At 53.3% G+C, this 13,053-nt stretch carries 13 protein-coding genes; 5 read left to right on the forward strand and 8 right to left on the reverse strand.

Annotated elements, in window-relative coordinates; translation table 11 throughout:
- Nucleotides 1-282: 282 nt before the first annotated feature.
- From RW092_RS01515 to RW092_RS01530, 4 genes are read right to left on the reverse strand one after another with little or no spacing between them, the layout of a single operon-like run.
- Nucleotides 283-1,455 carry an ABC transporter permease gene (locus RW092_RS01515; protein WP_316009328.1) on the reverse strand — a complete coding sequence of 391 codons (1,173 nt, stop codon included), beginning with the start codon at nt 1,453-1,455 and terminating at the stop codon, nt 283-285.
- The gene (locus RW092_RS01520) at nt 1,452-2,153 is read right to left on the reverse strand and encodes an ABC transporter ATP-binding protein (protein ID WP_316009329.1); all 702 of its coding nucleotides are present in this window, start codon (nt 2,151-2,153) and stop codon (nt 1,452-1,454) included. The genes RW092_RS01515 and RW092_RS01520 overlap by 4 nt, the downstream gene beginning before the upstream one ends.
- Complete coding sequence (locus RW092_RS01525; RefSeq protein WP_316009330.1) at nt 2,153-3,070, reverse strand: efflux RND transporter periplasmic adaptor subunit; 918 nt, start codon at nt 3,068-3,070, stop codon at nt 2,153-2,155. Before RW092_RS01525 ends, RW092_RS01520 begins: the two co-directional genes overlap by 1 nt.
- A 13-nt stretch (nt 3,071-3,083) precedes the next feature.
- Complete coding sequence (locus tag RW092_RS01530; RefSeq protein WP_316009331.1) at nt 3,084-3,563, reverse strand: efflux RND transporter periplasmic adaptor subunit; 480 nt, start codon at nt 3,561-3,563, stop codon at nt 3,084-3,086.
- A 169-nt stretch (nt 3,564-3,732) separates the two neighbouring features.
- On the opposite strand from RW092_RS01530, the gene RW092_RS01535 reads away from it, so the two are divergent.
- The 3 genes from RW092_RS01535 to RW092_RS01545 all read left to right on the forward strand — a co-directional run bounded on the left by RW092_RS01535 (nt 3,733) and on the right by RW092_RS01545 (nt 8,083).
- The gene (locus tag RW092_RS01535; RefSeq protein ID WP_410055497.1) at nt 3,733-5,181 is read left to right on the forward strand and encodes a transposase; all 1,449 of its coding nucleotides are present in this window, start codon (nt 3,733-3,735) and stop codon (nt 5,179-5,181) included.
- Nucleotides 5,182-5,346: 165 nt separating this feature from the next.
- Nucleotides 5,347-5,700, forward strand: a complete 354-nt coding sequence (locus RW092_RS01540; RefSeq protein WP_036646263.1) for a DUF4190 domain-containing protein — start codon at nt 5,347-5,349, stop codon at nt 5,698-5,700.
- 148 nt (nt 5,701-5,848) lie between these two features.
- Nucleotides 5,849-8,083 (forward strand): Tex family protein, encoded by a 2,235-nt coding sequence (locus tag RW092_RS01545; protein WP_316009332.1) that lies wholly within the window; start codon nt 5,849-5,851, stop codon nt 8,081-8,083.
- A 121-nt stretch (nt 8,084-8,204) separates the two neighbouring features.
- Here RW092_RS01545 and cmpA read toward each other — a convergent pair whose 3' ends face one another.
- Complete coding sequence (gene cmpA / locus RW092_RS01550; protein WP_127576196.1) at nt 8,205-8,345, reverse strand: cortex morphogenetic protein CmpA; 141 nt, start codon at nt 8,343-8,345, stop codon at nt 8,205-8,207.
- 602 nt (nt 8,346-8,947) lie between these two features.
- Nucleotides 8,948-9,298, reverse strand: coding sequence for a hypothetical protein (locus RW092_RS01555; RefSeq protein ID WP_016313112.1), 351 nt, complete (start codon nt 9,296-9,298; stop codon nt 8,948-8,950).
- Between the two features lie 122 nt (nt 9,299-9,420).
- Here RW092_RS01555 and RW092_RS01560 point away from each other — a divergent pair, with 122 nt between their 5' ends.
- Complete coding sequence (locus RW092_RS01560) at nt 9,421-9,891, forward strand: SprT family protein (RefSeq protein ID WP_016313111.1); 471 nt, start codon at nt 9,421-9,423, stop codon at nt 9,889-9,891.
- Nucleotides 9,892-10,127: 236 nt separating this feature from the next.
- Here RW092_RS01560 and RW092_RS01565 read toward each other — a convergent pair whose 3' ends face one another.
- Both RW092_RS01565 and RW092_RS01570 read right to left on the reverse strand, forming a co-directional pair.
- Nucleotides 10,128-10,685 carry a winged helix-turn-helix domain-containing protein gene (locus tag RW092_RS01565; protein WP_254899749.1) on the reverse strand — a complete coding sequence of 186 codons (558 nt, stop codon included), beginning with the start codon at nt 10,683-10,685 and terminating at the stop codon, nt 10,128-10,130.
- Nucleotides 10,686-10,775: 90 nt separating this feature from the next.
- Nucleotides 10,776-12,059: an MFS transporter gene (locus RW092_RS01570; protein WP_316009333.1), complete on the reverse strand. Its 1,284-nt coding sequence runs from the start codon at nt 12,057-12,059 to the stop codon at nt 10,776-10,778.
- 305 nt (nt 12,060-12,364) lie between these two features.
- Between RW092_RS01570 and RW092_RS01575 the strand changes: the two genes are divergently transcribed.
- Nucleotides 12,365-13,053 (forward strand): UPF0236 family transposase-like protein (locus tag RW092_RS01575; RefSeq protein ID WP_316009334.1); only part of this gene is annotated, 689 nt, incomplete at its 3' end.

Genomic DNA, 13,053 nt, shown 5'->3' on the forward strand with positions numbered 1-13,053 from the left:
TAGATTTCGCCGAAACGCGGAATTTTGGTGCAATCTATTCGAATTTTCAAATATAAATGCGCTGACTGAGTGGGATAATGGCAGAATGTATTCGATTTTTCATATATAAACGGACGGATCACCAGGGGAGCAGCGGAATCTATTCGATTTTTCATATATAATCTCGGATTCCGGCCCCTGGAGGGCACATTCTATATGAAATTTCATATATATCACGCCCCAAATGGTGGGATCTGCCGAAATGTATTCGATTTTTCGAACACATTTGCTGTCATTAGCGGTTCAATCGGTCCGCAGCGCGTAGATGGGGCGGAGCTTGGCCGCCTTGTTGGCTGGGATCATCCCAAAGATGATGCCAATAAATAAGGAGAAGCCAAAAGCGATCAGGACGATCGGGAACGAAACGGTGGTCGTCAGCGATGAATAGTGCCCGATCAATGCGCTGGCGCCGTAGCCCAGCCCGATGCCAATCAAGCCGCCGAAGCCGCTGAGCGTCGTTGATTCGACCATGAACTGCATCAGGATGTCACGCTTTTTGGCCCCAATCGCTTTGCGAACGCCGATTTCCCGAGTACGTTCGCTGACGGAGACGAGCATGATGTTCATGATCCCGATCCCGCCGACAAGCAGCGAAATACCGGCGATGCCGCCAAGTGCCAGCGACAGCATTTGCGTGGTCGAGTTGAGCGTATCCAGCATCTCTTGAGAGTTAAAGATACTGTAGGCGTTGTCAGCGTTTTGGAACTTTTTGTCCAAGACAGCTTCCAGCGACGCTTTGACGGTTTCTATCTGCTTGGTGTCCTCGACCTGTACCGTAATCGATCGGACGCCGCGGCTCTGCAGAAAGCGCTCGGCCGTAGCGATTGGGATCAACAGCTTATTATCATTGGAGGCGGTCAGGCTGGAGCCTTTGGATTCCAACAACCCAACGATTTTGAAGCTGCTGCCGTTCAGCTGAATCATTTGCCCAATTGGATTATCTGCTCCAAAAAAAGTCTCAGCCGCTTCGGTCCCAATCAACGCCACCTTCATGCGAAACTCGTTGTCCATGTCGATGATATAGCGACCCGCCTGGACGTGGAAATCCTGAACTTCCTCGTAGGAAGGCGCAATGCCTTCTACCGAAAGGCTGTCATTTACCGTGCCTTTCTTGGCCGTCACAGAACCGTTAATCACGGGGGATACCGCCTTCACTCCTTCGATTTCTCCCAGAGCCATCGCTTCCTCAAAGGAGAGCGACGTGGCGCTGCCCCGGCCCATAATATTCACCGTCAGCAGGTCGGTTCCTAAGCCTTCGAGCTGTTCGGTAATCTGCGACGTGGTGCCTTGTCCTACAGATACGAGCGTAATCACCGAAGAGACGCCGATAATGATGCCTAGCATGGTAAGAAAAGAGCGGATCTTCGCTCCCGCGATGCTTTTCCAAGCCATTTTGATGCTTTGCAGAAGGTTCATGCCCCGTTCCCCCGATCTTCAACAATTCGTCCGTCCTGGATGCGAATGATCCGCTTAGCTTGTTCCGCGATGGACAGATCGTGGGTGATAATTATGATCGTGTGGCCGAGAGCATTTAATTCCCTCATCTTATTCATCACTTCGATGCCGGTCTTGCTGTCCAGCGCGCCGGTCGGTTCATCCGCGAGCAGGAGCGGCGGGGAGCCTGCGATTGCACGGGCGATGGCCACCCGCTGCTGTTGCCCGCCTGACAACTCGGAGGGGCGATGGTGCATTCGTTCTTCCAAACCAACGAGACGGAGCGATTCTTCGACTGATTTTTTTCGTTCCTTGTGCGGGACGTTGTGGTAGATCAGCGGTAGCTCGACATTTTCGTAGGCGGTTAATTTGGGCAATAGATTAAACTGTTGAAAAATAAACCCGATCTTCTCATTGCGAATCGTAGCCAGCTTGTTATCGGACAACTTGCGTACGTCCTGTCCATCAAGCAAATACGTCCCTTCGTTGGCGACGTCCAGACAGCCTAACATGTTCATCAGCGTCGACTTCCCGGAGCCGGACGGGCCGATGATGGCAACAAACTCACCATGCTGGACCTGAAAGCTGATGTCGCTGAGCACGGTCATCATCTCACCAGCCATCCGGTAGCCGTGTCCGAGGTGCTGCACGTCAATCAGCGGGGGAGAGAGTGCCGCCATTACCGGCCACCTCCGCCGCTGAACCCGCCTCTGCCGGATGGAATCGGACCGCCCCCGCTGGGAGCTGCACCTCCGGTTCCGCCGAATCCTGCGCCGCCTCCACCAAATCCAGCACCACCTCCGCCGAATCCTCCTTGCATTCTCATTTGTTGTTGGGAAGAGGAACTTGATGAGTTGCTGACGAACGTCGGGATCACCACTGCTTGGCCTTCGGTTAGTCCGCTGACAATCTCAATATACGATTCGTTATGCACGCCAACCTCAACGACTTGGATGCGCCCGTTCATGCCGCTGGTGCCTCCGGCAGCACCAGCTGCGGCATCGGGCTGTGCAGTGCGGCCTGTGCTGGGCGTGCTGCCTTCGGCCGGTGCGCTGCCCGTGGTCGGCGCACTGTCAGCGGCCGGTGCGCTGCCTGTAGCCGGCCCGCTGCCCGACCCTTGCGGACTGGCTGCGCCACCTGCCGCACTTGTTCCGTCGCTCCCCGTTTCGGGCAGCATGACGAAATACCGGCCGGCCCGCTGTTGAACTGCCTCGATTGGCAGGGTCAAGATGTCCTTTTTTTCCTCCGTGATGATCGTTGCTTCCGCTGACATGCCTACCCGCACGCCTTCGGAATGGTTCAGGGCGATCGTGACATCAAATAACGACACACCGCCCGAGGTGGTCCCTTCATTCGCGATGTCAGAGACTACACCTTCAAAAGTCTGATCCGGAAAAGCGTCAACTTGAACGTTCGCCTTCATGCCCTTTGTGACGCTGGGAATATCCAGTTCGTCCACCTGAATTTTGACGCTGAGCTTCTGGTAATCGTTAATGACAAACAGCTCGCTCCCGCTTTTGGCTTGTTCCCCGGCGGTGATGTTGACTGCGGTGACCGTGCCGTCAATCGGGGAGGTTAACGGATCGGGAGGAACCATTGCCTCCTGCAGCTTAGCGATTTCCGCTTCCGTATTGCTGATGTTTAGCTCTTGCTTGGCAATTGATTTTTTTCGTGGCGTTTAGTGTTTGCTCGTCGGCGCCTTCTTGCACTTGACGTTTAAACTGATTTTGCAAATCAACCAGGTCCAGTTTCTGCATTTCCAGGGAGGATTGCTGTTCCTTGATGTTGTCGGTATTATCCGTGCCCTCAAATGTCAGCAGCACCTGGCCTTCTTCCACGACGTCTCCCATCTTTACAAGAACTTCGCTTACTTTCCCCTCGTCCTTCGTACGTACGCTTTCGCTCTCGGTTGAGACGATCGTACCTGATCCGGACACGCTAACGGTAATGTCGCCCTTGCTGACCCGGGGCGTATTCTGAACGGGCGCCGCCGTCTGATTCTGCTTGTCCGGCAGCTTTAGAACAAGGATGAGGGCAATGGCGATCAGAACCAAGGCTCCGCCCCCAATCCACAACCATTTCTTCTTCATCGAATCCCTCCAACGATGATGTATTCTACCGGCAGACGGCAGTGCTTGTACCGGTTCTCTGCAAATCAAAACCATTTTAGAAGTCCGGTGAAAAAGTTTGTCTAAGCAGGCATTTACCACGGTTTTGCCGAATTTATACTGTAACCAACAATCGAAAGAGTGATTGAACATGAAAGCTCGTAAGTCATCAGCCATCCAACCTCAGATGTTCCAATTTGTGGACATGGATGAACTTGTGCCCAAAAAGCATATCCTGCGCCAACTGAATGAAGTGCTTGATTTTTCCATCATCCATGATTGGGTGGCGTCGCTGTACACAGAACGTACCGGCCGCCCGGCTGCTGACCCGGAGCGGATGGTTCGATTGATGCTGCTTTCTTACCTGTTCAATCACTCCGAACGCGAATTGTATCAACTGCTGCCCATGCATGCGGGTTATTTGTGGTTCTGCCGATTGGATTTCGAATCCGTCCTGCGACCGGATCCATCCCGGCCGTCTTTGCCGGATCGGACAACACTGGTGAAGACCCGGAAATTGTGGCGAAAACACGGCATTTTTGAAAAGCTGATGAAACATGTTGTGAACCAATGCATCGCTTCCGGATTGGTCTCATCGGATGTGCACGCCAGCGTCGATGGTACCCAAGTACGCGCCAACGCGTCCATCCATAGCATGAAAGAAATCACTTTGGCTCCGGTGGAGTCGATTGAGGATTATCTGGCTCGCATGGCCCGGCAAGACGAGCAACCCGAAAGGGACACCTCTGATTCCGATGATGACAGCCAGCCGCCCGCACCGCCTGCGCGAAAAGAGCAACGTCTGGAAGACGATGCGACACATGAAGACTTTCATGGCAAAACGTTCTCAAACAAGACCCACCGCAGCGTGACGGATCCGGATGCCCGTTTGTACAAAAAGAGTAACGGTCAGGAAGCACATTTGCGATATTTGGTGCATCATGTGGCGGATGTCCACTCCGGTGTCATTCTGTCCGCGCGAGCGAGCATCGCGTCTGGCACGGCTGAGCGCGAAACGAGTTTGCAGCAACTCTCCGCCATCCGTTTTGCCCATCCACAAATCCGGATTCAAACACTCTCGGCCGACAAAGCCTATGGTACGGCGGACTACCTGCAAGCCTTGTTTACGCAAGGGATTGTCCCATTGGTTTCTCTTCGTAATCTGGTACTCGAAGAGGTGCCAAATTACCAACGTCAAACGAAAGACCCGGAGAGACAACGCAAACGGCTGGCCAAAATCCAGGAAATCCAAATCCGAAACAGAGCCAAACAAATTCAACTCACGGGTTCCTACCGTCATTTGCAAAAGTTACGTACTCGCTGTGAGCATGTGTTTGCCGAAAGCAAAGTCGCACATGGTCTGGGGCGCGCACGGAGCCGTGGGCTGGACTGTATGCAGGAACAGACGCTACTGACGGCAACCATTCAAAATCTGAAAAGACTATGCCGGTTTAAGAACAAACGACCTCAAACCGGTGCTTTGGCATGCAAAAAACCGAAATCCGTGAAGACGGAGGCGGTGTCAGGCCTGCTCATTTCGGTGCTGACTGAGTGGTTTTGCTCATTTTGTATGCCAGTTAGACAACTGGAACTGACTTAAATCACCGGACTTTTAGAAGATGAAGATGAGGCGAACCTTAAGTGAAGCTGAAAGTTTTCTGAATGATTTTTCATAAAAAGACCAATTCACGGGAAATAGCCATGGCGCCATTCACAACGATCAAGTACAATGGATGTAACATATTTTGGGGAGGACTTTTTTTTCATGGATCAACGTCCGTCTGAAACATCTTATTCGTATTCCACGTTTAACCAATTTCCGCCGCCACCACCGCCGACGCCGCCCAAAACAAACGGCAAATCCATCGCATCGTTGGTGCTGGGCATTCTCTCGATCGTCATTCCGTATGTCGGCTTTATTTTGGGGATCGTTGCGATTGTGTTCGCCAGCTTGTCGTTTAAGGAGATCAAACGGAAGGGCGAGCAGGGCAAGGGACTTAGCATCGCGGGTCTCGTTTGCGGTATCATCGGTACGGCACTGTACGGTATCATTATTGTGATTGCCATTATTGCGGTATTGGTCTTTGCTTCATCGCCAGACATCTACGGCACGTTTTAAAGAACTGAATGAAAGCACCGTTGTCTTGGGCGCGGTGTTTTTTTTCGTCAACTCTGACTTCGATGGGTTTGGACATGCTGGAAAAGGCGCGCAAAGTTTGTGATAATAGAAACAATCGCAATTTTTAGAATGAAAGAGGGATAGGGCCATGGCGCAAACGGAGACGAACGGAACAGCGGTGCAAAGTACGGCCGATGCAGGGGAACAGGAGCGAATTATTGCCCAGATTGCGAAGGAGCTGGGACTCTCCCTGAAGCAGGTGCGAACAACGATCGGGCTGCTGGATGAGGGCAATACGATTCCGTTTATCGCCCGTTACCGGAAGGAAATGACCGGAGAGCTGGACGAAAACCAGCTGCGTAATATTGAAGAGCGGACGCAATACCTCCGCAGCCTGGAGGAACGGAAGCGGGAAGTCATCCGGATGATCGACGAGCAAGGCAAGCTGACGGATGAGTTGGCAGCCGCAATCACGAAGGCCGTGAAGCTGCAGGAAGTGGAGGACTTATACCGACCTTACCGGCAAAAACGCAAAACCCGCGCGAGCGTAGCGAAGGAAAAGGGGCTGGAGCCGTTGGCGGAATGGCTGCTAACGCAGCCGAAGCAAGGCGATCCGCTCACGGAAGCAGCGAAGTACACCCAGGCTGCCGGGATCGAAGGGGGCGTGGAAACGGCCGAGGAGGCGCTGCAAGGGGCGATGGATATCGTCGCCGAGCAGGTCGCGGATGAAGCGGCAACGCGGGCATGGGTTCGCAAATATACGATGGACCACGGCATGATGGTGTCCGAAGCGAAGTCGCCGGAAGAGGAATCCGTCTACGAAATGTACTATAACTATCGGGAACCGGCCAAAAAAATGCCGCCTCACCGCATCCTCGCCATGAACCGCGGCGAGCGGGAGAACGTGCTGAAGGTGTCACTCGAAGTGGACGCCGAGGCGATCTGCCGCCACATCGCCGGTCAGGTGATCCGCGGGCGTTCCGCAACGGAGGACGTGCTGCGCGCGGCGATCGAGGACGCATACAAACGCCTGATCGCCCCGTCGATCGAGCGGGAGGTACGCGGCGAGTTGACGGAAAAAGCCGAAGCTCAGGCGATTTCCATCTTCGCCGCCAATTTGCGCAGCTTGCTGCTGCAGCCGCCGGTACGCGGCAAAACGGTGCTTGGCGTTGACCCGGCCTACCGCACCGGCTGTAAGCTTGCCGTTGTTGACGACACCGGCAAGCTGCTGGAGGTGGCGGTCACCTACCCGACCCCGCCCAACAACAAGAAAAAGGAAGCGGCCGTCAAGTTCCACGAGCTGATCGACAAATACGGGATCGAGCTGATCGTGATCGGCAACGGTACGGCTTCGCGGGAGACCGAGCAATTTGTCGCCGAAGTCATCGCCGAGCGCAAGGGCAAGGATCGCGAGCTGGCGTATCTGATCGTCAACGAGGCGGGAGCCAGCGTGTATTCGGCCTCCAAGCTGGCGCAGGAGGAGTTTCCGGATCTGGACGTCGCGGAGCGAAGTGCCGTATCCATTGCACGGCGGGTGCAAGACCCGCTGGCGGAGCTGGTCAAGATCGAGCCGAAGGCCATTGGCGTCGGTCAATACCAGCATGACGTATCGCAGAAGCATCTCGACGAAAGCTTAAAGAACGTGGTGGAGTCGGCGGTGAACCATGTTGGTGTGGACGTTAATACCGCTTCGCCGGCGCTCTTGTCCTACGTGTCCGGCGTGAATGCGACGATTGCGAAGAATATCGTGAAGTTCCGCGAGGAGAACGGACGCTTCAAGAGCCGCAAGCAGCTGCAAAAAGTGCCGCGGCTTGGCGCCAAAACCTTCGAGCAGTGCGTAGGCTTCCTGCGAATCGACGGCGGCGAGAATCCGCTGGACAAGACGCCGATCCACCCAGAGTCTTATGATGTGGTGCATCGCTTGTTTGCCGAGCTGGGGGTGTCGATGGAACAGCTGGGCTCTAAGGAGCTCAATGAGAAGCTGGGTGCGTTGAATCCGGATGAACTGGCCCCTCGACTTGAGGTGGGCGTTCCAACGCTGCGCGACATTCTTGAAAGCTTACAGCGCCCAGGGCGTGACCCGCGGGAGGAGCTGCCGCCGCCAATCTTCCGCACAGATGTGCTGAAAATTGAGGACTTGGTGCCCGGCATGGAACTGCAGGGGACGGTGCGCAACGTTATCGATTTTGGGGCTTTTGTGGATATTGGCATCAAAAACGATGGGCTTGTCCACATCTCCCAACTGAGCAACGGGTACGTCAAGCATCCGATGGACGTCGTCTCAGTCGGCGACAATGTCACCGTCTGGGTGCTGAATGTGGACGTGAAGAAAGGCCGGGTTGGTTTGACGATGCGGGGACCTTCTGAGGTGAAGGCGCAATAAACGTAAGGAGAGCCGGTAAACGGGATTTCCCGTGGAGCCCGGCTCTTTTTTTGCGAGAGCGAGGGCCGTACTCCAGTAGGTTTTCTGCTGTGGAGCCGGCCCTTTTGGCGTTGAAGAAGTGCTATTGCATTTGGTTTGAGGATTCGGTTTGGCTTTTTTGACGACTATAATAAAAAAACCAACAATCGTTTAACAGCCGAATTTGACGGCGATCTCTCTTGTTAAAGGCACGCATGATCTGATTGCTAAGCCAGTTTGGCAAGCGTATCCCCTCCTCCGGTAACCCATTGGTATGGTTAAGGTATGGGGAATTTCCCCAATCCGTGCAAGTCCCCTGCAAATCGCCGGGAAATTCTGGCTTATGAACACGGTGGGGGATTGGATGGAGCGGGGCAGCTCGACCTGAGCTAACGACCGGGAGGGTGGTGCGAGGGTTGCCGCCACACTAACAGAAGTTTGGAGCGTTGGCGCTGCCTCCGCGTTAGTTAGGTCCGTTCTAACGGAACTCAGAGACGTTATTTGCGAGGAAACGGGCATGATCCAATTCTAACGGAACCAGGAGACCTTATTTGGGGCGTGGATGGCGATATGGTCGCCAAAAAGGGGCAATAAGGTCATTACGTTCCGTTACAGCGGGAAATCGCCGGGAAATAGGCAAATAAGGTCTCTACGTTCCGTTAGAGTGGCGCTGGTTCGTTGGAGGGAGGGCGGTGGGCATGACGAGCCCTGCCCCCAAAAAACCCCGACGTTGGCGTGCTAAGCCCCCCAACCCTAAGCCAAAAAGCCGGCCGCTCCCCCAACTTACAGAAAGGGATAACCGGCCGGCTTTTTTTTGTTGCGGTTCTCTTGGCAGAAACTCAAGAGTTACGCGCCTTCTTCTTCGTACCATTGCTCCAGCTGAGCCTGGAGAGCACGGATTTCGGTGAGCAGCGAAATCAGGGGGTAATTTTCCTCGCGAATCGCGGAAAAAGCGGACTCCAGTCCGTTAATATAATCCAGCCCGCTGGTGATCTGCAGCGATTCCTGCAGGAGCTCAAGCTGGTCGCATTCGGCAATTGCACGCGGCAAGGTCGGAACCTCGGAAGCCGTCAGTTTATCGATTTCCTTGTTCAGCCGCAAATTCAAAGCGCTAAGCTGGTAGGCGTAATCACGGGGCATTTCAACGAAGATCAGTTCTTGGTCCTGCTGCAATATGACGTATCTCATTAGGGACATGCTTCACGATTCTCCTTTTCTATCCATCCTACTTGACAGTGTAGCGTAAGGAGAAGTTAAAATTCAAGTAATGAATCTAGCAGATTATCATTTGCATCTACGAACAGGAAGGGGAGAGGACGATGACGGATGAGCAGCTGCAAGCCTGGGTCGAGCAAATCTCGCTGCGTTCCTTCGGCGTGCCTTTCCGGCATAAAGCCCGTTTTAACAGCCGGTTAAGAACAACCGGAGGGCGTTATTTTATGAAAACCCATCATATCGAAATTAATCCCGCGCAACTGGCTGCCTACGGAGAAGAGGAAGTCGAACGCATCATCAAGCACGAATTGTGTCACTACCATCTGCATCTAGCGGGGCGAGGATACCAGCATCGCGACGCGGACTTTAAGGCCCTGCTTCAAAAGGTGGGCGGCAGCCGCTATTGCAACGCCTTGCCCGGAGTAAAACAGCGCAAAACGTTGCCGCACCGCTATAAGCTGGTCTGCACCGCTTGCGGAATGACGTATCTGCGTAAGCGCCGCGTGGATCCCGCCCGATACCGCTGCGGTCGATGTGCGGGGAAACTTCGGCTTTATTCATTATCGGAAGCTTAAGATGTGCTATACTGAAGTCAAACGATTGAAGGAGTGATGTCAGATGGCTCAATCTCAAGCCAAGAAACATCGGCAGAAGCTCATTCGAGAAGGCAAACGCAGCCCCGAGCTCAGCCGCAGCCCATTTGCGTTGCAGGATTTGCGAACCCGCAAGACGAAGACCAAGCAGGAACAACTTCATCGGCAAAAATATAAGAACCACGCTTCCTATTATGGAGACGATGGTTCTTATTATTTTAGTCCTCAGAATCTGTGCTTTTCGATACTGTTAAAAAAATCTCGTGCAACTCACTGTCCTCTGACGTTTTGGTCTGGTGCTGCATGAGAAACGCCGCGACCCATTCTTGAAACTCCTTCGCCTCCTGCGGAGTCAGATACACCTGATCCGTAGTCAGTTGCGCAGAAGACGTTTGCGAGCGAGATGCTTTCAAGAACCGCTTCTTGCTTTCATCATATAAATTGTTGAGCAGCTTCTCGGTTTCTGATAAGGCGACCTGCCTCAGCGTATCGTCAAAATAACTTTTCTTAATCTGAATAGCCCCCTCAAAGGGCTCATAGTACTTCGCTGTAATGCCGTTGATGACCTTCGTATCCACGAGTTGCAGCAGGCCGATGCTCTCCAGTTTTTTGGCATGATAATAGACCTTGGCTGGAACCTCTCCCATCTTATCCGCGACTTCCTTCATCGTTGCCGGACGATTTAATTGCTTAAATGTATCCAGGATCTGAAGGCGATACGGGTCAGAATAGATCCGAATGTCCTCCAGGGTTTTTAATTCCTTCACATTGTCCACCAATATAGCCCCCTACCCGAACCTCATGAGGTTGTCGTCGTTGTTTTTAGTATAGCTTGGGTCTATCAAATGCGCAAAGCAGGTGGAGGATCAGATGTCCATAAAACTTCGCTGCTTTAATAAGAACAGAAGCGGGATAAGCAGGAGGCATCCAAAGCTTACATACAGAAGGTGGACAGGCATCCATTCCCCTACAACCCCGGCCAGCGCGCTGCCTGCAGGAATCGCACAGGTGCAGACCATGGAGTACAATGCTCCAACGCGGCCCAGCAGTTCCTTGGGGACACTTTCCATAAAATAGGTCGTGGATGGGGTGTTGCATAAGGAGACGGAAAGCCCCATGCCAAAGGAAAATAACGCAGCCAAAGCGAGCGGTTGAATCGGAACGACCGCAGGCAGGTACATCAGCGCATAGTTGGCTCCAAGCAGCAAGTAACCGGTGAGGATGAGATGGCTTTTTTTGTAGGCGGAGCCTTTCTTGCCAATCCATAACCCGCTGACAATGGTTCCAGAGATTAAGCTAACCCCCATCAGGCTTAGGCCGGCAGGACCGGAACCTAGAATTTCATCCACATAGACGGCGTTTAGGACGTTAAACGGGGATAAGCAGAAGTTAACGAAAGCCGCAGCCATCACGATGGTAATCAGCAATTTGTTGGATACGAGATATTTAAGCCCAGCCTTCAGTTCCTGAACAAAGGAGTCGTCGGGTTGTGTATCCGTGAGGTGAGGTGCAGGCGAAGCTGGGTTGGTGCTTGGGCTGGAGGTGCGAATCAGAAAAATGAAGCCGGCCGCAAGGGTAAACGTAAGGCCGTCAATCAAAATTGCAGTGGAAATACCTAAGGTTGCAATAATACCGCCGACGGCGGCCATGCCCGCTAATTCAGCTGCCCGCGAAGCGGAAGTGCTGAACGAATTGCCGCTAAGCAGTTTTTCCTTAGGCAGCAGTTGAGGAACCAAAGCCAGCTCAGCAGGAGAGGCAAAGCATTCCAAGGTGGAGGTCAAGAATGTCAGCACATAGAGATGCCAGGGGGCGAGCCAGCCTTGCCAATAGAGGAAGGCCGTGAAGCAGACAATGAGGCCGCGCCCCAGATAGGTGAACGCCGCGACCTTCTTCTTGGACCAGCGATCCACCAGCGTTCCCGCGAAAAAGCTAAAGGCGATGTTCGGGATGAAATTGAGGGCAAACAAGGTGCCCATCATCAAGGTGGAGCCGGTTAGTCTGTATACCATCCAGCTATAAGCAATAGAGTCAATAGAATCGCCAAAACGGGAAATGATACGAGCGAGCAAAAGGTACAGAAACGGTTTATAAGCTGCCAGTTCTCCGATCCGGATCAACGGCCGGCTTTTGACGCGTGCTTCTTGCGACATGAACACTCCTCCTACACAATAAAAATGTTAATACGTTAAAAATATTTTTACGTTAATTTTATTTTATCGATTCTTGGATAGATTGCAACTCTTTTTTTGACGGCTTGTCTGATGGGGAGATCCTGTAATCGTGGGAAGTTGTCCCGGTGCGAAGCCAGGTTGGGGAAAGAAGGAAGGAGGAAGAAAGCGCTGATAGTGTAAAATTTCCGTGGGTGTAGGAATTGGAAAAAGCGAACATAGAAAAAGAGCTTCTCCCTTGGTAAAGTGAGTTTGCCAAAACACGCACCAAGAAGGAGGAAGCTCCTGTGAGCCACTTTACCACAACAATACCGACGATGAAAGAGCTGGAGCAATGGATTTTCCGGAAAATGCAGGAGGAATTCGCTCGTGCGATGAAGCAGGCGCTGGAGGCGCTGGATCAGCAGATCCTGGAGCAACGGGACAGAGAGCGTTATCGAGTAAAGGACGAGCGTGAAACAAGCGTCAACACGGTGTTTGGGAACGTGCGCTTCAAGCGGAGGTTGTACTGTGACCGCAGAAGCGGCAAACACGTGTATCTGCTGGATCAGCTGTTGCAATTCGAAGGACGCGGGAAAGTCAGTCCGCACCTGGAAGAGACCGCAATCGCATTTGCCAGCCAAGGACCGTCGTACCGGGACAGCGCCAAGCGGCTGGAGCAGCTGTTGGGCTACCATGTGCTGAGCCACCAGGCGATCAGGGAAAAACTGCTGGAGCGTGCGGAACAGCCGATGCCAGCGGTGGAACGGCGCGCTGCCCGTGTGCTGTTCGTGGAAGTGGATGGACTGTACACGAAACTGCAACGGAGCAAGAAACGCGGGATGGAGAACGCGATTGCAGTCGTACACGAAGGCTGGGAGAAGATCGGCAAGCGAGTGCGGCTGAAGAATAAGCAGCATTACCTGCATACGAGCGGCGGCAACTTCTGGGAAGGGTTCGGGGACTTTCTGGTGGAGCGTTACGAAATCGACGAGAA

The organism is Paenibacillus sp. 3LSP, assembly GCF_032465655.1.
Lineage (GTDB): Bacteria > Bacillota > Bacilli > Paenibacillales > Paenibacillaceae > Fontibacillus > Fontibacillus barengoltzii.

Bases quoted from the DNA above. Each gene is read 5' to 3' on its own strand.
- RW092_RS01515 (WP_316009328.1), bottom strand. From the start codon at position 1,455: ATGAACCTTCTGCAAAGCATCAAAATGGCTTGGAAAAGCATCGCGGGA.
- RW092_RS01520 (WP_316009329.1), bottom strand. From the start codon at position 2,153: ATGGCGGCACTCTCTCCCCCGCTGATTGACGTGCAGCACCTCGGACAC.
- RW092_RS01525 (WP_316009330.1), bottom strand. From the start codon at position 3,070: ATGGTTCCTCCCGATCCGTTAACCTCCCCGATTGACGGCACGGTCACC.
- RW092_RS01530 (WP_316009331.1), bottom strand. From the start codon at position 3,563: ATGAAGAAGAAATGGTTGTGGATTGGGGGCGGAGCCTTGGTTCTGATC.
- RW092_RS01535 (WP_410055497.1), top strand. From the start codon at position 3,733: ATGAAAGCTCGTAAGTCATCAGCCATCCAACCTCAGATGTTCCAATTT.
- RW092_RS01540 (WP_036646263.1), top strand. From the start codon at position 5,347: ATGGATCAACGTCCGTCTGAAACATCTTATTCGTATTCCACGTTTAAC.
- RW092_RS01545 (WP_316009332.1), top strand. From the start codon at position 5,849: ATGGCGCAAACGGAGACGAACGGAACAGCGGTGCAAAGTACGGCCGAT.
- RW092_RS01555 (WP_016313112.1), bottom strand. From the start codon at position 9,298: ATGTCCCTAATGAGATACGTCATATTGCAGCAGGACCAAGAACTGATC.
- RW092_RS01560 (WP_016313111.1), top strand. From the start codon at position 9,421: ATGACGGATGAGCAGCTGCAAGCCTGGGTCGAGCAAATCTCGCTGCGT.
- RW092_RS01570 (WP_316009333.1), bottom strand. From the start codon at position 12,059: ATGTCGCAAGAAGCACGCGTCAAAAGCCGGCCGTTGATCCGGATCGGA.